Origin of the sequence: Vibrio methylphosphonaticus (genome assembly GCF_023634655.1) — a bacterium.
GTDB classification, from domain to species: domain Bacteria; phylum Pseudomonadota; class Gammaproteobacteria; order Enterobacterales; family Vibrionaceae; genus Vibrio; species Vibrio methylphosphonaticus.
The window spans coordinates 96,461-119,270 of record NZ_JAMKMS010000005.1 but is presented as its reverse complement, the minus strand read 5'-3'; the positions used below and the strand labels follow the sequence as shown (position 1 = coordinate 119,270).

Annotated in this window: 16 protein-coding genes; 8 read left to right on the top strand and 8 right to left on the bottom strand. The window is 44.3% G+C overall.

Annotation, left to right across the window (positions count from 1 at the left end):
• Window positions 1-82 precede the first annotated feature (82 nt).
• Entirely contained in the window at window positions 83-2,086 is a 2,004-nt protein-coding gene (locus M9196_RS07550) for an NADPH-dependent 2,4-dienoyl-CoA reductase (protein ID WP_250616925.1), read from the bottom strand.
• A gap of 294 nt (window positions 2,087-2,380) precedes the next feature.
• On the opposite strand from M9196_RS07550, the gene sppA reads away from it, so the two are divergent.
• The gene (sppA, locus tag M9196_RS07545; RefSeq protein ID WP_250616924.1) at window positions 2,381-4,231 is read left to right on the top strand and encodes a signal peptide peptidase SppA; all 1,851 of its coding nucleotides are present in this window, start codon (window positions 2,381-2,383) and stop codon (window positions 4,229-4,231) included.
• 120 nt (window positions 4,232-4,351) lie between these two features.
• Complete coding sequence (ansA, locus tag M9196_RS07540) at window positions 4,352-5,365, top strand: asparaginase (protein ID WP_250616923.1); 1,014 nt, start codon at window positions 4,352-4,354, stop codon at window positions 5,363-5,365.
• Between the two features lie 92 nt (window positions 5,366-5,457).
• On the opposite strand, the gene M9196_RS07535 is transcribed toward ansA, so the two are convergent.
• Window positions 5,458-5,928, bottom strand: a complete 471-nt coding sequence (locus M9196_RS07535) for a low molecular weight protein-tyrosine-phosphatase (protein WP_250616922.1) — start codon at window positions 5,926-5,928, stop codon at window positions 5,458-5,460.
• 618 nt (window positions 5,929-6,546) lie between these two features.
• Here M9196_RS07535 and cobO point away from each other — a divergent pair.
• Entirely contained in the window at window positions 6,547-7,155 is a 609-nt protein-coding gene (gene cobO / locus M9196_RS07530; protein WP_250616921.1) for a cob(I)yrinic acid a,c-diamide adenosyltransferase, read from the top strand.
• A gap of 305 nt (window positions 7,156-7,460) precedes the next feature.
• Window positions 7,461-8,672, top strand: coding sequence for a NupC/NupG family nucleoside CNT transporter (locus M9196_RS07525; RefSeq protein ID WP_250616920.1), 1,212 nt, complete (start codon window positions 7,461-7,463; stop codon window positions 8,670-8,672).
• 96 nt (window positions 8,673-8,768) lie between these two features.
• On the opposite strand, the gene M9196_RS07520 is transcribed toward M9196_RS07525, so the two are convergent.
• The 4 genes from M9196_RS07520 to apbC form a co-directional block, all read right to left on the bottom strand.
• Window positions 8,769-10,127 (bottom strand): polysaccharide lyase family 7 protein, encoded by a 1,359-nt coding sequence (locus tag M9196_RS07520; RefSeq protein WP_250616919.1) that lies wholly within the window; start codon window positions 10,125-10,127, stop codon window positions 8,769-8,771.
• Between the two features lie 572 nt (window positions 10,128-10,699).
• Window positions 10,700-12,817: an AsmA family protein gene (locus M9196_RS07515; RefSeq protein ID WP_250616918.1), complete on the bottom strand. Its 2,118-nt coding sequence runs from the start codon at window positions 12,815-12,817 to the stop codon at window positions 10,700-10,702.
• A gap of 158 nt (window positions 12,818-12,975) precedes the next feature.
• On the bottom strand, window positions 12,976-13,617 hold the full coding sequence (gene udk / locus M9196_RS07510; RefSeq protein WP_250616917.1) for a uridine kinase: 642 nt from the start codon (window positions 13,615-13,617) through the stop codon (window positions 12,976-12,978).
• A 178-nt stretch (window positions 13,618-13,795) separates the two neighbouring features.
• Window positions 13,796-14,872 carry an iron-sulfur cluster carrier protein ApbC gene (gene apbC, locus M9196_RS07505; RefSeq protein ID WP_250616916.1) on the bottom strand — a complete coding sequence of 359 codons (1,077 nt, stop codon included), beginning with the start codon at window positions 14,870-14,872 and terminating at the stop codon, window positions 13,796-13,798.
• A 165-nt stretch (window positions 14,873-15,037) separates the two neighbouring features.
• On the opposite strand from apbC, the gene metG reads away from it, so the two are divergent.
• Window positions 15,038-17,113 (top strand): methionine--tRNA ligase, encoded by a 2,076-nt coding sequence (gene metG / locus M9196_RS07500; RefSeq protein ID WP_250616915.1) that lies wholly within the window; start codon window positions 15,038-15,040, stop codon window positions 17,111-17,113.
• A gap of 217 nt (window positions 17,114-17,330) precedes the next feature.
• The gene (locus M9196_RS07495) at window positions 17,331-18,140 is read left to right on the top strand and encodes a hypothetical protein (RefSeq protein WP_250616914.1); all 810 of its coding nucleotides are present in this window, start codon (window positions 17,331-17,333) and stop codon (window positions 18,138-18,140) included.
• A 136-nt stretch (window positions 18,141-18,276) separates the two neighbouring features.
• Here M9196_RS07495 and fadR read toward each other — a convergent pair whose 3' ends face one another.
• Window positions 18,277-19,116 (bottom strand): fatty acid metabolism transcriptional regulator FadR, encoded by an 840-nt coding sequence (gene fadR / locus M9196_RS07490; protein ID WP_250616913.1) that lies wholly within the window; start codon window positions 19,114-19,116, stop codon window positions 18,277-18,279.
• 677 nt (window positions 19,117-19,793) lie between these two features.
• Here fadR and nhaB point away from each other — a divergent pair.
• The gene (nhaB, locus tag M9196_RS07485) at window positions 19,794-21,386 is read left to right on the top strand and encodes a Na(+)/H(+) antiporter NhaB (RefSeq protein ID WP_250616912.1); all 1,593 of its coding nucleotides are present in this window, start codon (window positions 19,794-19,796) and stop codon (window positions 21,384-21,386) included.
• 78 nt (window positions 21,387-21,464) lie between these two features.
• Window positions 21,465-22,007 carry a disulfide bond formation protein DsbB gene (dsbB, locus tag M9196_RS07480; protein WP_250616911.1) on the top strand — a complete coding sequence of 181 codons (543 nt, stop codon included), beginning with the start codon at window positions 21,465-21,467 and terminating at the stop codon, window positions 22,005-22,007.
• 119 nt (window positions 22,008-22,126) lie between these two features.
• On the opposite strand, the gene M9196_RS07475 is transcribed toward dsbB, so the two are convergent.
• Window positions 22,127-22,774, bottom strand: a complete 648-nt coding sequence (locus tag M9196_RS07475) for an SEC-C metal-binding domain-containing protein (protein WP_406707636.1) — start codon at window positions 22,772-22,774, stop codon at window positions 22,127-22,129.
• Window positions 22,775-22,810 lie beyond the last annotated feature (36 nt).

The window sequence follows — 22,810 nt, the reverse complement described above, 5'->3', positions numbered from 1 at the left end:
TATTCATTTCATATCGATTAATAATAACAAATAGTCAACGAGTTAACATCACTATTGATAACGATTATCACATACTCGAACGTTACAGTTTCGCTGCCAGTTCTACCCCTTGACGGATGGCTCGTACGGCGTCCAATTCACCCGCATAATCGGCACCACCAATCACATGAAGCTTATCACCAAAGTCAGGCCACTGTTCTTCAAAGGGTTTAACCGACTCTTGACCGGCACATACAATGATTTTATCTGCTGGAATCAGCTTGTTTTCACCTTTGACGGTAATGTGTAGCCCTTCATCGTCAATTTTTTCATAAGCGACACTTGCTAGTAGGTTTACACCACGCTTCTCGAGAGTTTTCTTATGGATCCAACCCGTTGTTTTTCCTGGTCCTTTACCCACTCGACCAGGTTTACGCTGCATAACCCAAACATTGATGTCAGATACGGTGTCGGGGAAAGGATACAAGCCGCCAGGGTGTTCAACTTGAGTGTCTACTCCCCATTCATGCAACCAATCATCTAAAGTGTGACCGACTGGCTCTGTCAACATTGAAGCGATATCAACACCAATACCACCAGCGCCCATAATCGCCACATTTTCACCCGCGTAGACTTTGTCGCGAATCAGAGTTTGGTAATCAATGACTTTTTCAGGATGATCAATACCTTCCATTTTTGGCATTCTCGGTTTCACCCCAGAAGCCATGACCACTTCGTCATATTCTTTGAGTAAATCAGCGTTGGCTTCCGTTTCTAAATGCAATTTCACCCCGGTTTGCTCTATTCGGTTAGCAAAATAACGAATGGTTTCACGGAACTCCTCTTTGCCTGGTATCTGCATCGCTAAGCGGAACTGCCCGCCAATACGGTCACTCTTTTCAAACAAATCAACGGAATGTCCTTTTTCTGCCAACATTGTGGCGCAAGCAAGGCCTGCAGGACCTGCGCCCACAACCGCAATGTTTTTTGAAGTAGGCGCATTGCCTACCACTAATTCGGTTTCGTAACACGCCTGTGGGTTGACCAAACACGTTGCGCGCTTCCCTTTAAAAGCATTGTCCAAACAAGCCTGATTACAACCAATACAGGTATTGATCAGCTGCGATTGGTTCTGCTCAGCCTTTTTAACAAAATTCGGATCCGCCAAAAACGGTCTCGCCATCGATACCATATCAGCATGCCCTGCGGCCAGCACACGCTCCGCTTCTTCTGGCGTATTTATACGGTTGGTTGTGATGACAGGCACTTTTAAGTGAGGGCGTACTTTCTCCGTCACCCAAGTAAACGCGGCTCTTGGAACCTGTGTCGCAATGGTAGGCACTTTTGCTTCATGCCAACCAATACCACTATTAATAATGGTGACACCAGCTTCTTCGAGCGCTTTTCCAAGCTGAATAACTTCATCAAACGTACTGCCTTGTTCGACCAAATCAAGCATCGACAAGCGGAAAATGATAATAAATTCTTCACCCACTGCCGCTCGTACAGCCTTAACCACTTCTACCGCTAAGCGGATGCGATTTTCATAACTACCACCCCACTCGTCATAGCGTACATTCGTCCGCTTACAGATAAACTGGTTAATGAAATAGCCTTCAGAGCCCATAATCTCCACACCATCGTAGCCAGCGCTTTGCGCCAGAGCAGCGCTGTTAGCGTAAGCATCAATGGTTTTCCAGATTTGACGACTACTGATTTCACTTGGTGTAAAAGGAGAAATCGGTGATTTGATTTTCGAGGCACTTTGCGTAAAAGGATGATAGCCATAGCGACCTGCATGCAGAATTTGCAACGCAATCTTGCCGCCATGTTTATGTACCGCTTCTGTCACGACTTTGTGAGCTTTTGCATGCTTGGGCTTACTAAATTCAGCCGCGAATGGTGCAAGGCGACCACGTAGATTCGGTGAAAACCCGCCCGTAACTATCAGTCCAACCCCACCTTTGGCTCGCTCTTCATAGAACGCGGCGAGCTTTTGCAAACCTTCTTTGTGCTCTTCGAGACCTGTGTGCATTGAGCCCATCAAGACGCGATTTCGCAGTTGAGTGAATCCTAAGTCGAGCGGTTTTAATAGATTTGGGTACATGGCAGACTTCACTTTGCTTTTATAATTGTGGTCTGACCAGATTATTACACTGACGTTAATAAATCAAACTACCGTTTACATTTTTACAACATTAAGCAAAATAATTTTTGATTATTTGAACTTCATCGATGATGATAAGTCTTTAGTTTTTATGACGATGCGTTTTGTTTGGGTGAAAGTCGTCACATTCACGTACAATTACAATATTCATACAGCTTATTCATGGTCGTAACACTAGACTTAGAGTAGACATTTAGGGATACAAACACTCACCTCGTGTGATGTGGAGAGATGATGAAAAAAATAGTGCGCTTTATTGGTTTAGTCTTCAAGGGGATCTGGAAAGTCATTAACTTTACCAGATTGGCGATTGTGAACCTGATCTTCTTTGCCGTCATTGCGATGCTGTACTTCGGCTTTACTCAAGTTGATTCCAGTACACCGCCGGTAAAAAAAGAGTCGGCGTTAGTGCTTAACATTGCAGGTCCAATCGTTGAGCAAAGCAGTTATGTTAACCCAATGGACTCAGTGACGGGCTCCTTGTTTGGCAAAGACATGCCGAAAGAGAATGTGTTGTTTGATATTGTTGACACAATTCGACATGCATCAACGGATGACCATGTCACTGGACTGGTTCTCTCTCTGCGCGATATGCCTGAAACTAGCCTAACTAAATTGCGCTACATTGCTAAAGCTATTAATGAATTTAAGGCGACGGGTAAGCCTGTGCTCGCATACGGTTCTTTTTACAATCAGAGCCAGTATTACTTAGCCAGTTATGCGGATAAAGTTTACCTAGCTCCCGATGGCGCAGTGCTTATCAAAGGCTATAGTGCTTACTCTATGTACTACAAGACCTTACTTGAAAAGCTCGATGTGACGACACATGTTTTCCGTGTAGGAACCTACAAATCAGCCGTAGAACCTTTTTTACGTGACGATATGTCAGCGGCAGCAAAAGAGTCAGCCACTCGCTGGGTTTCTCAGCTATGGGATGCGTATGTTGACGATGTCGCGACCAACAGAGAGCTGGCGACGGATGTACTTACTCCTACTATGGATACCTTCCTAGCCGAGTTGAAATCAGTCGATGGTGATCTAGCCGCACTTTCTAAAAAGCTCGGGTTGGTAGACGAACTGGCTACAAAGCAGCAAGTCAATCAAGCCATGATCGATGCTTTTGGTAGTGATGGTGATGGCGGCTTTAATGCCATTGGCTACTATGACTACCAAATGACGCTTCCATTTGATGTTCAACCGCCACAAGATAGCGTTGCTGTTGTCGTAGCTAGCGGTACCATTATGGATGGCGAACAGCCTAGAGGAACCATTGGTGGTGATACTGTTGCGGGCTTACTAAAACAAGCACGAGAAGATGACACGGTGAAATCGGTTGTGCTGCGAGTGGATAGCCCTGGGGGTAGCGCTTTTGCCTCAGAAGTGATTCGTAATGAAGTCGAGGCGCTACAACAGGCAGGCAAACCCGTCGTGGTTTCTATGTCTAGTCTCGCCGCTTCTGGTGGTTATTGGATTTCAATGAGCGCCGACAAAATCATTGCACAACCTACAACGATTACCGGCTCTATTGGTATATTTAGTGTTGTTACTACCTTTGAAAAAGGACTCAATAACATCGGTATCAATACCGATGGCGTAGGAACATCGCCATTTTCTGGTGTCGGAGTGACAACAGGGTTAACCGAAGGCGCGTCTGCCGCATTCCAAATGGGCATTGAAAATGGCTATAAACGCTTCATCACTTTGGTCGCGAATAACCGCGATATGACCGTTGATGGTGTAGACAACGTCGCGCAAGGTCGAGTTTGGACAGGACAAGATGCACTAGACCGTGGGCTTGTTGACCAAATCGGCGACTTTGACGATGCGATTACGGTTGCTGCAGAGTTAGCTAACCTAGACACTTATGATGTGTATTGGGTGGAAGAGCCGCTTAGTCCTGCACAACAATTTATGCAAGAAATGATGCAGCAAGTGAAAGTGTCACTTGGCTACGACATGTCAACTTGGATCCCTGCTAGCTTGCAACCCGCCGCCGCACAAATTCAGCAACAGGCCTCACTAGTAGAGAGTTTCAATGACCCTAAAGGTCAGTACGTTTTATGCCTAACCTGTAATGTTGAGTAAGTTTAATTAAATAGATATAACGACTTAATTAAACCCCAAAGAGCCGCCATTTCGGTGGCTCTTTTGTTTGTTTCCGCTATAATCCCGCTACCTGTTCAAATCACGAAAGTAATGTCTGTCATGACAAGAAAGCACATCTACATCGCCTATACTGGCGGAACCATCGGAATGAAGAAATCCAACCATGGTTATATCCCAGTGGCAGGCTTCATGGAAAAGCAATTAGCTAGCATGCCTGAGTTTCACCGTTCAGAAATGCCTGAATTTACTATCCATGAATACGATCCTTTGATTGACTCTTCAGACATGACACCTGCGGATTGGCAACAGATCGCTGACGATATTCGTGACAACTACGACAAGTACGATGGCTTTGTAATTCTGCACGGCACCGATACCATGGCGTATACCGCATCAGCGCTGTCATTTATGTTGGAGAACCTGGGTAAACCCGTTATTGTTACCGGTTCGCAGATCCCTCTGGCGGAGCTTCGTTCAGATGGCCAAGCCAACTTGCTGAATGCGCTGCATATTGCCGCCAACTATCCGATCAACGAAGTGACATTGTTCTTCAACAACCAACTAATGCGCGGTAACCGCAGTACAAAGTCACACGCTGATGGCTTTAACGCGTTCACCTCGCCAAATCTGCCTTCTTTACTTGAGGCGGGCATTAATATTCAGCTCAGTAATGGCGTAGAAATTAATAAACCCGCAGACGGTGAGTTCCGAGTTCATGACATCACACCTCAACCCATTGGCGTGATCACCATGTATCCTGGCATTTCACATGAAGTCATTCGTAACACGCTACTACAGCCCGTGAATGCGATGATTTTGCTGACGTTTGGTGTTGGTAACGCCCCACAAAACCCAACCCTTTTAGCGCATTTAAAAGAAGCCTCAGAGCGTGGCGTCATTGTGGTCAATTTAACACAATGTTTAGCCGGTAAAGTGAATATGGGTGGTTACGCAACAGGATGTGCGCTGGCAGATTCAGGCGTCATTAGCGGCTACGATATGACGCCAGAAGCAGCACTTGCGAAGCTACATTATCTATTGAGCCAAAACCTGTCGTATGAACAGATTAAAACGCAAATGTCGGAAGTTTTGCGTGGTGAAATGAGTAAGTAGTCGACACACTCATCGCTTACTACATTTCAAACATACATCGAGTCGCTGTTCACCAAGCTAAGGGCGATGGGCATGAACAGCGCTCACCTTTTTCATTTACTGACGACTCGCTCCACTTCGTCCAATACCCGCTCTGCGGCCTCTTCGATTAAATCTAGCACCCGTTCAAAGCCCTGTTCACCACCATAATAGGGATCCGGTATCTCTGTTTCCGACGCTCCCCCATGACTCAAGAAAAGCGACAATTTACTTTGAAGATGTTCAGGACATCTTAGTTTTAGATCGCTTAGGTTATCTTCGTCGGCGGCTAAAATCATATCAAAACGATAAAAGTCCGCATCGGTTACCTGCCTAGCTGACATACCTGAGAAACTATAACCGCGAGCCTCGGCGGCTTGTTGCGCTCTTGGGTCTGGCGACGCGCCTTCATGAAATCCAATCGTACCTGCAGAATCTACTTCCAGATCTATTTCTCGCCTATTAGCACTGAATTTTAATACCGCCTCACCAGTTGGAGAACGACAAATATTGCCCATGCAGACAACTAGAATTGATGGTTTCATAGTGTTCCTTTGTATTTTAGGTACTCTCATATACTAGTATTAATAATACTGACTATTATATAAACAATGCTTAATCGTCAATATCATCAAAATAGTGCTGCTTTAAATTTTGACGTCACTCAATTTTTAAACTTGTGTCACATTTATCCCACTCCTAGAAATCAGACTTTGCCAATCCCGTATAACACGATGAAAGAAAAGTATCGCTCAAACTTAATCGTATTAACATTTGAATTAACCGCGTCCAACGCCGCACTATCTTATCCTTTATATTAGAGATAAAACCGATGCTCGGACCTTTGAACAAGAACGCAACTTTGAACTCATTGATGCCGAAAACTCATCCATTCATTTTGTCTCGGACACCATAGCGACGACTGGATTTGTCGCTTTGAAGACTTCGTCGCTATCCTTGAAGAATACAACAGCAGACAACAAGAACAATGAGCAACGCCCACAAACACTGTTGATTAAATACCCACGTTACCGTGGGTATATTGTCTAAGCCCATGTCACCAATCCCTCGCCTATATCCCTATTTATTCTCTTGTTTTTTTCTTTTCATATTCCTTTATCATGGAATAAAACATCAGCTGTCGCTCATAAAAGGAATCAACCATGTCATTGTCAGATGAACAAAAACAGTTAAAGCACAAAGCTCGCCAGCAAAAAGTCAAAGCGAACGTCGATGAGAAAATTGCCAACGCCCAGGAAGAAAAAGGGCTACTGCTTGTCATTACGGGGAATGGAAAAGGTAAATCGACCTCAGGCTTTGGCACGGTTGCTCGAGCAGTAGGTCACGATAAAAAAGCCGCGGTGGCGCAGTTCATTAAAGGGACGTGGGCAAACGGTGAACGAAACCTGCTAGAAAAGCTCGGGGTTGAGTTTCAAGTGATGGCGACAGGCTTTACGTGGGAAACTCAGAATAAAGAAGCGGACACCGTCGCAGCTCAACTGGTTTGGCAAGAATGCAAACGCATGCTCAAAGACGAAACAATTGATGTTGTCTTGTTTGATGAACTAACCTACATGGTCAGCTATGGTTACATAGACTTAGATGAGGTGGTTGAAGCACTAACCAATCGCCCGAAGATGCAATCAGTCATCATCACGGGGCGCGGCGCTCACCGTACTCTCATTGAGCTTGCTGATACCGTTTCTGAAGTCAAAAATGTCAAGCACGCCTTTGAATCCGGAGTTAAAGCACTGAAAGGCGTAGATTGGTGATTAATTAATCGAACAAGTCTCCCCCCTATAAAAATGAGATGCAAGTCTCATTTTTTTCTATATACTGCCTCACCGTTTGCTACGCAGTCGCGTCAGTTATACACCAATACAAGCCGTCACCAAGGAACTGTGAACGACCCCAAGGAATTGGACCAGCTGCAACTTTAAAAGCTTGTAAAGGTATAAAAAATGGTCAAATACTTCTTTTCCTATCGTCAAGATTGGTTTCCACAACCATCGACGCTAACGTCTTGGTCTTCTTCTCCAATGCTGTTTACACTCACGGCTCGTGAGGTATCTCCACTATGACCGCTATCCTTTTCGGGTTGTTTGGCATCGCGTCTCTCATCGCCATCGGCTTTATCTTCTCAGAGAACCGCAAAGCGATAAACTGGAATACCGTTCTACGCGCATTATTACTGCAAGTCCTCTTTGCCGCTTTTGTCTTATACATCCCTTTTGGTCAACACATCCTTGCTGCGATGAGTAGTGGCGTAGCAAAAGTCCTGAGTTTCTCTGACGTGGGTATCCAATTTTTATTTGGCGACCTCGCCACTGAAGGGTTTATCTTTGCTGTTCGCGTACTGCCAATTATCATTGTTATTAGCGCGCTCATCTCCGCTCTGTATTACCTTGGTATTATGCAAGTCGTGATTCGTGTTTTAGGTGGACTTATCCAACGATTTTTGGGGACTAGCAAAGCCGAATCTCTGGTCGCAACAGGTAACATCTTCCTCTCTCAAGGTGAGTCACCGCTACTCATTCGTCCATTTCTTGCGACGATGACTCGCTCAGAGCTATTCGCAGTGATGGCGGGTGGCATGGCGTCGGTGGCTGGCAGCGTCTTAGGCGGTTATGCCGGACTGGGCGTGGAGCTGAGATACCTAATTGCTGCGAGCTTTATGGCGGCACCTGGCTCTCTTATGATGGCGAAGCTCATTGTCCCTGAACAACATACCCCAGCGGACCATCAATCAATCGATTTAGACACTGGCGATCAAAGTAACGTCATTGATGCACTTGCGTCAGGCGCAATGAATGGCGTTAAAGTCGCGGTGGCTGTCGGCACAATGTTGGTGGCATTTGTCAGCGTAGTGGCAATGGCAAACGCTGCTATTGAATCCATCGCAGAACTATTTGGTGCTGATGGTATTACGTTGCAGCTGCTATTCGGTTATGTGTTTGCCCCAATTGCATGGCTAATTGGCGTCGACCAAAGTGAGATGATGCTAGCTGGTTCATTTATCGGCCAGAAAGTCGTAATGAACGAATTTGTCGCGTTCATCGACTTTATTAAGTACCAAGCAACACTGTCTGAACACAGCCAAATTATTATTACTTTTGCGCTCTGCGGCTTCGCGAATATTGGCTCGATTGCCATTCAGTTAGGTTCTATTGGCGTCATGTCGCCAGAACGTCGTTCTGATGTGGCAAGCTTAGGCTTTAAAGCCGTATTAGCAGGTACCCTTGCGAATTTAATGAGTGCTTGTCTCGCCGGAATCTTCTTTTCTCTATAAAACGCCTAATATAATGAATTAACACAAATGCGGTGCCAATGGCACCGCTTCATTTTCGGTATTATTAATGACTATAATTATTAATGGCTATAGTTATTAATGGCTATAGTTATTATGAGTATTTGTTAGCTCATAAAATGTAACCTTTGCATAATCGTCATCGTCACTTGAATTATCTTGCAAGTAAATACCCGCCTTAAAGTACATATAGTTGTCAGCATCATCATACCCACTACCAGACATGTTGACCGTTTTCTTCGCTAATTGAGTACTACCTTGACTGAGTGTCACAATCAAACTATCCCCATCAACAGTAATATCATATGAGAACTCTTCATTAAGAGCGATACCACTCGAAGGGTTTGAAGTACTGCTAAGATCTCCCGAGCTATTCACCATATTACCGACTAGGTTATACCAGGTTTCATTACCACCGTCCGACTTCGAGGTTTCATGAGCGAAGTAAACGGCGCCATTAGAATTACCAGGAAGCTTGTGATAATAAAGACGAATTGGCTCATTGCTGCTCGCATGGATTTGTCCAATGACCAAGCGCCCTACCTGCTCCTGATTCGAGCTTGTCGTGGTCACATGATTGACAGCGAGTGTTGCTTTCAGGCTACCATCAATTCCCCCAAAGTCGGATTGCTCAGAGCTAGCAATACTCGAGAATGCCCAATTGTTTGCTTTACCACTGGTTGAGTTAGACGTATCGCCACGACGCAACATCTCACGAAGTTCCGTTCTCACATACTTGGTACCACTTGACGTTGTTACACCTTTAACTGGTGTATAAAACACCATTCCACCATCTGAGCCCGTATAAAAAAATTCATCTTCATAGCTCGCAGCTAACGCATTTTCTTTTACCGATGAGGCGTAACCGTCTCCTTCGTCAATAGGGATACTCAAGTACCAGTCTAGTAAGTCGAAGTTACCAGAAGGTGCCTTCGATGCGTCCAAATCATGACCACCAGATGAGCTTGAATCATCGTATATTTCCACCTCAGTGATATTGGTCCATTCAGTACCGGCACTATTTGAAAAAACTTTGATACGAACCCATTGCGCATCAATACGACTAAAATCATAGGTTTCAAAACCATCAGTACTGCCACTACTGGTTCCTGAATAGACTTTGTCCCAAGTGCTAACGCTATTATCAGCACGTGTTCGAATTTCAAACGTGTGTGTTCTTTCGTCCCCTCTTCCCCATGCGATTCCCACGCTGCTTATCGACTTGACTGCACCAAGATCAAGCTCCAAATTAGCCGGTTGTGGGGAAGCAGCCCAACGAGACGACCAGTCAGTACTTCCATCAATTGCGTTGGAGGCGGGATAGCTTCCATGACCCCCACCCCAATCGCTTGCATTGTCGATGCTTAAAGTCCCAGCATTTGCCAAAGTAGTCGCGAAGAGTAGTGCCAAACAACTATGCCCTATCGGTAACGTCATATTTCAATCATCCATTTGTAATATTTAAAATAAATTCGAATGGCGTAACTTTAGTCAGCTATTCTGTTAAGTGATCTATCCCGAAGAACCTATTAATTTAGTGAATAGTCAATTATTAGATTCCAAATAGAGTCAGATATACCGTAGATGACATATTCCGACACCTCCAATTTGAATATCATATTTTTGTAATTTAATCGTACAAATGTGGTGTTGTGTAAATATGGTCACATTACCCAGCGCAAATGGTGATAATCTTGCACCAAAATGGGACATCCACACCAATGACTTATTAAAAAGATCACCAAACCGCATTCTTAAACGTTACATGATTGACAAGGTAGGCAATGGAGGCAGGTCGTGGGCGTTTTTCATTCAATCGAACAGCACGCCTACTGGCACAATATGGTGATCGTTATTTTTACTAATCGGTTAGCAAGGAGAGGTGGAAGAAAGGCTGCCGAGTTCTGACGAATGAGAGTGGAAATCCGAATGTCATCGCTAATATTAAGCAAATAAAAAGCGGTGCTAAAGCACCGCCTTCGGATTGATTGAGTGAATACGAAAAGTCGCTAGTTGAATAGACCCTTCAATAAACCGTCAACCGCTTTCTTCGTCTTTTCATCTTTGATGCCAAGACGCTCTGTCGCGCGCTCAACTTCTTTCTGTGCCTTTTGCTTAAGTACATCATCAAATACCAACGCAAACTGCGGTTGTGTCCAAGCGCCTGTGACTTTAATCGGAATAGTCACGTCACGTAGTTCAGTAATGCTTTGACCACCTTGCCCTTCTAGCGTCCCTACGACAGAAGTGCGAACCAAAAAGTCGACGGTCTCATCAATGTAATTCGCCGAGCCTTCCCCATTAATACGTAATAATGGGGACTCTGCCTTCATGTTGTTGGTCGATACCACACCCTTATTGAGGGTCAATGTTGCCGTCATTGCGCTAAAGTCCGTTTTTTGAGGACCTTGTTTCCCATCGGGCGACTGCCCCTTGAATCGAGCGTAGTTATCACGAATCAGCTGAGCCACATTGATGCCATTAACCGCGCCATCTTCAAAGTTGATCTTGATGGTTCCCTTCAAATTCTTCTTAATACCCGTCTGAGTTAAGCTTTTACCGGTAATATTGACATCAATATTGCCTGTCCCTTCCAGCTTATCACTTCCCGCGACGTCTTTAAGTAAAGGCTGAACTTTGACCCCTTTAATTTTTTTCACAGCGCTATAGCTTGCTGGCGTCTTTCTCGCATCCAACTTAGCGTTGGCAGTTATAGAACCTTGATACAAGTTTGAACTAAATGAAGTCAGCTCCGCTACACCACGATTAACATAAAATTGAGTCTTAACAGCCTGCATATGAGCATTAGCAGCTTTAAATTTGTCGATGGTAATTGAACCTTTTACATCTAAGCCTTTTAAGGCACTAAGATCGGGTTCAACTTCTACCGCGTCAGCCGGCTTTTCGCTACCGCTGCCCGCGACAGTTTTATCTTCCTGCTTAGCACCTTGTGCCGACTGGTCCAAACCTAAAAATTCATCTAAATCGATATTTGGGCTATGCAGTGAAAAACGCACTTTAGGAATATCAGCCAGCTGCACGGTCGCTTTACCATCCAACGCAATGTTATTCACCGTGAGTTTTTGCAAGACAAAGTCGAGAAGCTGTTTATTAAGGTCAAAGGTTAAATTGGAGGCCATACCGATTTTCATCGGTGATTGCGGCAAGGCGTCACCTTCAACAGAGGCGTCCAGAGTTAATGCATCCAGCGTTAACTTAGTCATCGCTTTATCAATTTCAAAAGCTGTGCTACCTGAGGAATTCAGCGCCATATCCGCCACAACACCTTGCAGAGCGAAGCTAATGTTATTCACTTTATCAAATTCAAAAGTATCAAGCTTTAACTGAGCACTCTCTATTTTGTTCGCACCATCATTGAAAGTGGCATCAAATTCAATATTTCTCAGAGCGTAACGGCTAAAGTCTTGGCTCAGCGTAAAGTCAGCGGTACCGTTCGCAGCAAACTGTTGCGTTGCGGCTTGCCCTTTTGCTTCTATTGCACCTTTGACTGAAAATTGCGCCGTAGTCCATTGGTCGGCAACAAATTCAGAGACGGTTAACCCGACATCATAGAGCTTCGTCAGAGAGCCAGTTTGGGCATCTGAAATTTCGAGTAACGCATTCGATACCGTCACGCCCGAAAGTGAAATCTTCCAACCATTGGCCGATGTGGAGCTTGCATCTTGCGACGGTGACGCCACATCTTGAGTTGAGGCTTCTGCCGTCGTCTCTTTTGGCGCCGTAAGGGCATCTAAGTTAGAGCGCCCATCAGCAAGCGTTTCAAGGTAGACCTGCGCACCATCTAAAGTGATCGAGCCAACTTCTAGGGTCTTATCGAGTAGTGGCATGACTGCAATGCTCACACCTACTTGGGTGACACTAAATAAATTTGGATTGTTAAAACCTTGCGGGTTTTTTAGTTTTGTCTCGCCCAGTTCAAAACCTAGAGACGGGAAAAACTGCCAACTAATGTCACCGTTAATTTCCAATTCAAGTCCAGTTTGTGTTTGAACTTGTTCGGTAATCATTGGCTTAAACTGATTTGGGTTTACGAACACAACCAGCGCGGTAATACCGATTACTATCACCAAAATAGGAATGGCGAGAATAAGGAGTAGTTTTTTCATTGGCAACTTCCTTGCAAGGCTAAAAAACAAAAAGTGGCACATAAAGTGCCACTAATTCATTAAAAAATAAAGCAATTTCAACGTTACGAGCACACCCATTCAGTATAGAACAAATTGCAACAACGTAACGTAAGAATTCAATTACCTAACGGTAAGAATTACGCTCTAAGCAACTTTGCAATATGGGCTTTAAGTACGTCAATGGCAATACGGTTTTTACCACCACGAGGGACAATAATGTCGGCATACTGCTTGGATGGTTCAATGAACTGCATGAACATTGGACGAACCGTCTTTTGATACTGTTGTAGAACCGATTCCATAGTGCGACCGCGCTCTTCAACATCACGAGTCACACGGCGTAACAAGCAAATATCTAATGGCGTATCCATAAATACAGTCGCGTGCATGAGTTTACGCAATCTTGGATCAGTCAGGAGCAAAATACCTTCAAGAATGATCACTTTTTTCGGTGTTAATGCCGTTGTTGTGCTCGTGCGGGTGTGTTCAGAATAGCTATATTCTGGCACTTCAACCGCTTCGCCGCGAATCAACGCTTCTAGGTGATCACACAGTAGGTCATGATCCAGTGCACTTGGGTGGTCGTAGTTAGTTTTAACCCGCTCATCCATGCTTAGATGGCTTTGGTCGTTGTAGTAACAATCTTCCGTGATCACACCAATTTGATGATCGCCTACTTTTTCGCGCAATTCGTTATAGATAGTGCTCGCAATGAGACTTTTTCCAGAAGCAGAAGCGCCAGCGATACCGACGATGACACATTGATTATTATCAGACATTCTTTGCACCTAGTACATATATGGTGGTGAGGACAAAACCGGGTAATTATAGGGATTTCACCCCTTAGATACTAGACGATCGCACAGATATTTGGTGCTCAATCTTGCCTTTCATCACCAATTCTCATTTTGCAATCGATTACTTTTTTCACCCCCACCACAATTGCTCAAAAATACGCTATTCAACCATGGTAAATAGTATCGAATCGGGTTTGGCTTGGCCGCGCCAATAAAGGTCCGCACACACCCTTTCTGCTAAGGCTTGATAAATAGCGGCGTGCTCACTTTGAGGACTCGCCACAACCGTTGGAGCACCATTGTCCACTGACTCACGAATATCTATATGCAACGGTACCTGCGCTAACAAGTTTATACCAAATTTGGATGCCATCCATTCTGCACCACCAGAGCCAAAGATGTGCTCTTTCGAGCCACACTGACTACAGATGTGATAACTCATATTTTCAATCACACCTAATACTGGCACTGACACCTTATCAAACATCGCCACACCTTTAATGGCATCAGCTAAGGCTAAGTCTTGAGGAGTGGTCACAATCAGTGCTGCCGTTACAGGGATTTGCTGTGACAACGTCAACTGGATATCACCTGTACCCGGAGGCATATCAAGGATCAAGTAATCCAACTCTGGCCATTCTGTTTCATTTAGCAATTGTGCTAACGCTTTCGACGCCATAGGCCCGCGCCAAATCGCGGCGTCATCAGAACTAATTAAATAACCTATTGATTGAGTATAGATGCCATGCGCTTCGACAGGCTGCATCCACTTACCATCACGAACTTCTGGATGAGCATCCATTTTTCCCAGCATAAGTGGAACCGACGGGCCATAAACATCCGCATCCAAAATGCCTACTTTTGCCCCTAGTTTACTCATGGCCAGCGCGAGATTGACCGCCGTCGTAGATTTGCCCACACCACCTTTTGCCGACGTGACCGCGATAATGTTTTTAACACCTTTTACTTCTGCTGCCACAGTCGTCACTAAGGATTTAGTTGTGCTGGAAACTGAAAAGTTGAACGGCGCAACTTGCTGGCTTTCTTGCTCTTTGTTGATCCATGCCTCTAACTCAGTTAAAAGTGTCTGGTTAGCAAAGGGAAGCGTAATAATAAATTCACCAGTTGCTAGCACCTTGACGACATCGGGAACCTGACTCCAACCCGCTTTTAGATTATCTGCAGTAAATTCACCTAGCCATTGACAAAATTCTTGTTTCGACTCAAACGCGCGCATTAGGGGATTCCTTGTATTTGCTATTACTCTAAGACTAGCACTGAGTTGCCAGAACCAGAACCCCAAAAAAGTTATGGGGATTGACTCTGGATACCTTGGAGTCCCGACAAGCATCATGTAGTATTAGCCAATATTTTACACTGAATAAGAAAGCGATAATTAAGTATGGCAACCGATCCGAGAAATCCTTCCGCAAGGAAACTGTTGGTAACCTGCGCGCTACCGTACGCTAATGGCTCAATCCACCTAGGTCACATGCTTGAACATATTCAAGCGGACATCTGGGTACGCTATCAGCGCCTTCGTGGTAACGTAGTTAACTTCATTTGTGCTGATGACGCTCACGGCACACCAATCATGCTGAAAGCTCAGCAGATGGGGATCTCGCCAGAAGAAATGATCGCTGCAGTTAGCGAAGAGCACCAAAAAGATTTCGCTGGCTTTGATATTAGCTTTGATAACTATCACAGCACCCACAGTGATGAGAACCGAGAGCTTGCTTCTCATATCTATCTAGAGCTTAAGAAAAACGGATTTATTTCTAGCCGTACGATTTCTCAGTTATTCGATCCTGAAAAAGAAATGTTCCTGCCGGACCGTTTTGTTAAGGGTACATGCCCTAAGTGTAAGTCTGAAGACCAATACGGTGACAACTGCGACAACTGTGGTGAAACCTACAGTCCAACCGAGTTGATTAACCCGAAATCAGCCGTATCTGGCGCGACACCAGTAATGAAGGACTCTGAGCACTTCTTCTTTGACCTGCCTCAATTCGAAAGCATGCTGAAAGAATGGACACGCTCTGGCTCACTACAAAACGAAACTGCAAATAAAATGCAGGAATGGTTTGAGTCTGGTTTGCAACAATGGGACATCTCCCGTGATGCACCTTACTTTGGCTTTGAAATCCCAGGTGAAAAAGATAAATTCTTTTATGTTTGGCTCGATGCACCTATCGGTTACATGGGATCATTTAAGAACCTATGTGACAAGCGTGACGATCTAGACTTCGATGAGTATTGGAAGAAAGACAGCAGCACCGAGCTTTATCACTTCATCGGTAAAGATATTGTTTATTTCCACAGCCTGTTTTGGCCTGCGATGCTTGAAGGCTCTGGGTTCCGTAAGCCAAACAATGTCTTTGTTCACGGTTATGTCACGGTGAACGGCGCGAAGATGTCTAAGTCAAAAGGCACCTTTGTTAAGGCGAGCACTTACCTTAACCATTTAGACCCTGAGTGCTTGCGTTACTACTACGCGGCTAAACTAAACAGCCGTATTGATGACTTGGACCTTAACCTTGAAGACTTTACTCAGCGAGTTAACGCTGACGTCGTTAACAAGATTGTTAACCTAGCATCACGCAACGCTGGCTTTATCACCAAGCGTTTTGACGGCAAACTATCTGACAATTTTGCCGAACCAGAGCTTTATCGCGAATTCGTAGCAGCAGCTGAGCGTATCGGCGCGTTCTACGAGTCTCGTGAATTTGGTCGCGCGATTCGTGAAATTACTGCACTTGCGGATAAAGCCAATCAATACGTTGATGAAAAAGCCCCATGGGTTGTGGCTAAAGAAGAAGGTAAAGACCAAGAGCTACAAGATATTTGCTCTGTTGGTATCAACCTATTCCGCGTACTGATGGCCTACTTGAAGCCAGTAATGCCAGAACTTGCTTCTCGAACTGAAGCGTTCTTGAATGAAGAGTTAACGTGGGAGAACATTGAAACTCCGTTGACTGCTCATGACATTACTAAGTTCAAAGCTCTATTCAACCGTATCGACCCGAAAAAGGTTGAAGCAATGGTAGAAGCATCGAAAGAAGATGCGGCGATTGAAATGGCAGCAAAGGAAAAAGCGGAAGCTGAAAAAGAAAAAGCCAGCCAAACTGAACTTGATAAAGAGCCAATCGCTGAAGAGATTGAATTCGATGACTTTGCCAAAGTCGACATGCGAATTGCACGTATCATCTCTTGCGAAGAAGTGCCAAAAGCAAACAAGCTGCTTAAATTCCAACTGGATATTGGCGGCGAAACTCGTCAGGTGTTCTCGGGTATTAAGTCGGCATATAAACCTGAAGAGTTGGAAGGTAAGCTAACCGTTATGGTCGCGAACCTAAAACCTCGTAAAATGAAGTTTGGCATGTCTGAAGGCATGATTCTAGCCGCTGGCCCTGGTGGCAGTGACCTATGGATTTTAGAGCCGCACGAAGGTGCGCAACCTGGTATGCGCGTCATGTAAACCTCGTTCAATACAAGTAGAAAAAAGCCAACTTTCGAGTTGGCTTTTTTTATGCGACAGAGTCCACATTTTTAGTGCAACTGCACCACGAACATACAAAAACCCCTACCCTCCTGTAATAAATTACAATCAAACCACTGATTTTTCTCACTATTATTTTTGGCATTGTGATTGCAGTGATCAAACTAAGCGGAATATCGACTATCAGGAGATCGTTATGTTTGTCTTAATTTCTACTCTAATTTCACTTTGTATAATTGCGATAATCTACCGTTACTCATACCGACATAATCACAAGTTGGAACGACGATACCAACTCATTGTTCACTTAAGAGATCTGGTTAACCTCGTACAAAGACACCGTTCTGGAAGTCATTATTCACTGGCGTTTGATCAGAAAAAAATCAAACAGCTACGAAAAGTGGAGCAGGCCATCGAAGTACATTGCCTGGCACTGGTTCAGCTCTCTCACATTAATAACAAACCTATGTACCGTGTGCTTCACAACAATCTTGCATTAATGATGCGCTCGTGGAAGCACTCTAGTGTAAATAAAAACCAAGTCGTACACGGAAAAATGGTTCGTCATCTATTGTTACTCATTGATGATCTCATGGTGGCATGGCTCATCGATCTTGAGAAAGAGGAACTTGAGAAGGACTACAGCGCGAGATGGCATGGCGTAATAGACTGCCTAGACTGCCTCACACAACTACGAATGTGTATTCAAAAGTCGGACACGACACTGGGCAGACAACAACTACTACACTATTGCCAGTTAATGCATAAAAAGCTGCACCGACTCAGTGTTGCTCATTCGCATAGTCTGGCACCTTTACCTATATACAGTGCTGCGATGCAGGATCTTGATGCCGTACTCGCAAGTTCTATGGAGATCATAGACAAAGAAAACATGTATCAACTTAGCTCGGCAGTCTCTGATTCCATTTTGAACATCTATGATGAGCTCATTGGCGAACTTGCAGAAACGCTCTATCAACCTTTACCTAAACTCGCCGTTATCTAAGCTCGTCGTTATCTAAGCTCGTCTTTATCTAAGCTCGTCTTTATCTGACGCGCGACTTCGTCATAACAAAAAAACCGCCGATTGGCGGTTTTTTTCAGTATTACATCACGTAAAAATCACTCACGCTGACTAAAAACTAACTGTCATCTTCAGTAAAGCTGGTCGGAAGTGTCGTTTTCATCTGATTCCATACTTGGCCACTTGCCAAGCCATACTGACGAATAACAGCTGGAAGCCTATCACGATCACCCGATTCACATATCACAAGTAAGTCTTTATAAAAGTTAAGTGCTAGCATTCTCGCTTCTGGGCTAGAGAAATAGTACGTCCCCACACGATCATACAGCTTTTTCAAACCGTTGAAGATAAGCCCATAAATTTGGTTGCCTGAATGGAACGCTAAACGCTGAAACAGCATATAGTCGTAAAAATTAAACGTACGTGCAATCAAGGCAATCTGACGCTTCTGTTCATCTTTTTCAGTTTCATCTTTCACATGCTGACGAATTTTATCTTCATATGGTGACGTTTCTACGAATTCATCCCAAGATTCAGCATTTAGTAAGCTTTCGCAAGATTCAATAATGCCTTCAATGGTTCTTGCTGAATTCTCTTTATTGGCTTTAAATGCGTAACGCATAAATATTGGACTAATATTCGTGCGCGCTGCCAATAAATCCTCGACGATCGAGGTTGCGTTATCAGCATCTAATGTCATCAACGTATCAAGAATATGTAGACCTGATGTCTCCATAAATTGGTTAACTTTGGTTGGTTTACCATGTTGAATCGTTAACCATCCATCGCGCGCAAGCCGCTGTAGCACTTCGCGCAAGGTTGTCCTTGTCACCCCAATTAGTTCTGATAATTCACGCTCAGCCGGCAAAATTGAACCAGGGGGAAAGCGGCCATTCCAGATACTTTCGATAATATATTTCTCAGCGAACCCTGCCGGGCTCTTCGCCTTAATCACCATTATGGGGTTTATCCAATTATTTATTCATTTGACTATAGAACTCATCATACCACTACTTCAAGAAATTGGTAAACCTACTCGACTTATATCTGCAACATTAAAAGTAGAGTATTAACTCTATATTGACATTTGTTCTGCCGTTGACATTTATTGCTCGTAAATATCATTGAGTCATTACTGTTAATCATTCTATTACATACTCATGAGCCAGAAAGCATACGGCGTAACACTCCTATCTGGTTAGGTTATTATTACGTTTTACCCGAAATAAACACGATTAAACCCAAGAATAACTTTCTTTTTTAAGCCATTCGTTTCAACTACTATCGTTGAGCCCTGTTTCTTACAATCGCTGGCATCACGCAGGCCGTGTTAGGGCACCATAGAACCATGTTTTACTTATTTTGCATGGATCGCGTTTTTGGAAATAACTAGAATAATCAACCCCTAAAATTGTAACTTTTTGTTGACTATATCCAATCAAAGAGTAGAGTTGCGGTCGAAGCAAGGAGCGCTTAAAAACTGAGAGACTTGGCAAATGAACAAAGGCTTTCGCCCACGTGAAACGCGACGTTTGTTTTCTAAGTTTTTGTAGTTTAATTTTGTTTGGAACCTCCTCTCAAACACTCTAACGCCTTCTTGTAATTTTCGATTAATAACTACATAAGAGTATTACTATGCCGATGTCTATAGGAAAGGCTTTCATCAAGAACTTCCTTGGTAAAGCTCCGGATTGGTATAAATTAGCGATCATTGCTTTCCTAATTATCAACCCTATCGTGTTTTTCCTGATTGATCCGTTTGTAGCTGGTTGGCTACTTGTTGTTGAGTTTATCTTCACCCTCGCGATGGCGCTAAAGTGCTACCCCTTGCAACCTGGTGGATTACTCGCAATTGAGGCTGTTGCGATAGGGATGACCAGTCCCGCAATGGTAAAACATGAAATAGTAAACAACATCGAAGTCCTGCTACTCCTTGTATTTATGGTGGCAGGTATCTATTTCATGAAACAACTGTTGTTGTTTATGTTTACCAAAATCTTACTGGGCATTCAGTCTAAGACGATTCTTTCTTTGGCGTTTTGTTTTACCGCCGCTTTCCTGTCAGCGTTCCTTGATGCCTTAACCGTAATTGCGGTTGTTATCAGTGTCGCGATTGGGTTCTATTCCATTTATCACAAGGTCGCGTCTGGAAAAGGCTCTGGCTCTTCTCATGATCATACTTATGATGATGAACTATCAGAACTCACTCGTGATGACCTAGAAGATTATCGTGCCTTCTTACGCTCCCTACTCATGCACGCTGGTGTTGGTACGGCGCTAGGCGGCGTAATGACAATGGTAGGCGAACCACAAAACTTGATTATTGCTGATCAAGCCGGCTGGTTATTTGGTGAATTCATTATTCGTATGCTACCTGTAACGGCTCCGGTCTTTGTACTTGGTTTAGTCACTTGTGCGCTGGTCGAAAAATTCAAAGTCTTTGGATACGGCGCCCAATTGCCTGATAATGTTCGTCAAATACTTGTTGATTTTGATCGTGAAGAACGTAAATCAAGAACCAAACAAGACGTTGCAAAACTATGGATTCAGGGTGCCATCGCCGTTTGGTTGATTGTCGCACTGGCCATGCACCTTGCTGCTGTAGGTCTTATCGGTCTATCTGTTATTATCCTTGCGACTGCGTTTACCGGTGTTATTGAAGAGCACTCAATGGGTAAAGCCTTTGAAGAAGCCTTACCGTTTACGGCGCTGCTTGCGGTATTCTTCTCTATTGTTGCTGTTATTATTGACCAAGGCCTATTCAAGCCAATCATCGATGCGGTACTCCACGTAGAAGACAAAGGCACACAATTGGCGCTGTTCTACGTCGCTAACGGCATACTATCGATGGTTTCGGACAACGTATTTGTAGGAACCGTGTACATCAACGAAGTAAAAGCCGCTCTGAACGACGGTCTGATTACTCGTGACCAGTTCGACTTACTGGCCGTTGCCATCAACACAGGCACCAACTTACCTTCCGTTGCAACGCCAAATGGCCAAGCGGCATTCTTGTTCCTATTAACCTCGGCGCTCGCTCCGCTTATCCGCTTGTCATATGGCAAAATGGTGATCATGGCATTGCCTTACACTGTCGTTCTAGCACTCGTTGGTATGTTTGGCATTGTGTATTTACTCGAACCTATGACGGCGTGGTTTTATGACGCTGGCTGGATTGTAGAGAGTTCAAGTAAGGTTATTGAGGCTGCAGTCTCATCTGGGCATTAATTTTTAGTTGCTTGTGAAACTAATCCACGTTAAAAAGCTCTGAGTATTCAGAGCTTTTTTTATTTCAAGGACGACTCCGTGACGATTCTCTCCAACATCAAAGCATTTTCCAAGACACGCCTATCATGGGCACTACTGTTTACATGCACATTAATTTTTGAACTATGTGCGTTGTTCTTCCAGCATGTATTAATGTTAGGTCCGTGCGTGATGTGCATTTATGAACGCGTCGCTATGTTTGGCATCTTAGCCGCGGCGAGTATTGGTCTTATCAACCCTAACAATGCAGTATTCCGCTGGGCAGGACTGCTTGCGTGGGGAGCGGCGGCGGTTAAAGGGCTAACATTGTCACTTGAACACGTGGACTATCAATTTAACCCTTCGCCATTTAAAACTTGCGATCTCTTTGTCACCTTTCCAGATTGGGCACCGCTTAACGAGTGGGCCCCGTGGATGTTCGAAGCTTATGGCGATTGCTCAAAAGTTGTGTGGCAGTTTTTAACGCTTTCAATGCCGCAATGGTTAGTCATTATTTTTGCAGGTAACCTCGTTGCACTGGCTATTATTGTGCTTGCTCAAAGTGCAAAGCAATCCCGTTCATGCGCTCGTGGTTTTCAATAGCCGCCGAATACATTATGTAAGACAGCAAACGAACAAAAGCCCCCAGTCGCAATGAACGACTGGGGGCTTTTTGATTCGTGTTGTTTATCCGTTATCGTGCTCGAGAACTCATACTGAGGCTACTTACCACAGCATTTTTTGTATTTTTTGCCACTACCACATGGGCATGTGTCATTACGACCAATGTCTTTAAATGGATTCACCGATTGAGATTGATGACCAATCATCATTTCATCCGCCGCCAGCGCAATTTCATTAATCATCTGGTCAAGCTGAGGCGTTAAATCATTAAGCTGCGGTAACGTTTCATAACCCGCCTGCGTCATTTCAGCATGCGTTTGGGTTTCATCAATCGCTAACATGAGCGTGGTTAACCAAGCTTGTAGCATTCGTATCGTGCCATCACTTGGTGACTTTTCCAGCCATGCTGGTTCAATATGTTGCCACACCGCCATAAAGCCTTCAGCAAAATCAGCTAAGCGCTCGCGATCATCACCCAAGTCTGGTAGCACTGCATACTGGTTTGCTTTTAGATACGCATACTGGGCGTTCAAATGCGCGACCACCCACTCTTCTTGTTGCTGATCATAGTCAGCAATAACTGTGGCCAGCCACTCTGAAGGCGCTAGTGGTGAAACGGTGAAGTTTGCGGCAAGAATTGCCCCTTCTAAATAGTCTACTGACTCGCCTTGCCATTCGCTTGGTAACTGAATGAGATTCATAATCTGGATTTCTACGTTTAAGTTTGCCGCAAGTATATTTCGCATGTAGCAATACATCAATGGTCGATTCTTGATCGCTTT

Bases quoted from the DNA above. Each gene is read 5' to 3' on its own strand.
- M9196_RS07550 (WP_250616925.1), bottom strand. From the start codon at position 2,086: ATGTACCCAAATCTATTAAAACCGCTCGACTTAGGATTCACTCAACTG.
- sppA (WP_250616924.1), top strand. From the start codon at position 2,381: ATGAAAAAAATAGTGCGCTTTATTGGTTTAGTCTTCAAGGGGATCTGG.
- ansA (WP_250616923.1), top strand. From the start codon at position 4,352: ATGACAAGAAAGCACATCTACATCGCCTATACTGGCGGAACCATCGGA.
- M9196_RS07535 (WP_250616922.1), bottom strand. From the start codon at position 5,928: ATGAAACCATCAATTCTAGTTGTCTGCATGGGCAATATTTGTCGTTCT.
- cobO (WP_250616921.1), top strand. From the start codon at position 6,547: ATGTCATTGTCAGATGAACAAAAACAGTTAAAGCACAAAGCTCGCCAG.
- M9196_RS07525 (WP_250616920.1), top strand. From the start codon at position 7,461: ATGACCGCTATCCTTTTCGGGTTGTTTGGCATCGCGTCTCTCATCGCC.
- M9196_RS07520 (WP_250616919.1), bottom strand. From the start codon at position 10,127: ATGACGTTACCGATAGGGCATAGTTGTTTGGCACTACTCTTCGCGACT.
- M9196_RS07515 (WP_250616918.1), bottom strand. From the start codon at position 12,817: ATGAAAAAACTACTCCTTATTCTCGCCATTCCTATTTTGGTGATAGTA.
- udk (WP_250616917.1), bottom strand. From the start codon at position 13,617: ATGTCTGATAATAATCAATGTGTCATCGTCGGTATCGCTGGCGCTTCT.
- apbC (WP_250616916.1), bottom strand. From the start codon at position 14,872: ATGCGCGCGTTTGAGTCGAAACAAGAATTTTGTCAATGGCTAGGTGAA.
- metG (WP_250616915.1), top strand. From the start codon at position 15,038: ATGGCAACCGATCCGAGAAATCCTTCCGCAAGGAAACTGTTGGTAACC.
- M9196_RS07495 (WP_250616914.1), top strand. From the start codon at position 17,331: ATGTTTGTCTTAATTTCTACTCTAATTTCACTTTGTATAATTGCGATA.
- fadR (WP_250616913.1), bottom strand. From the start codon at position 19,116: ATGGTGATTAAGGCGAAGAGCCCGGCAGGGTTCGCTGAGAAATATATT.
- nhaB (WP_250616912.1), top strand. From the start codon at position 19,794: ATGCCGATGTCTATAGGAAAGGCTTTCATCAAGAACTTCCTTGGTAAA.
- M9196_RS07475 (WP_406707636.1), bottom strand. From the start codon at position 22,774: ATGCGAAATATACTTGCGGCAAACTTAAACGTAGAAATCCAGATTATG.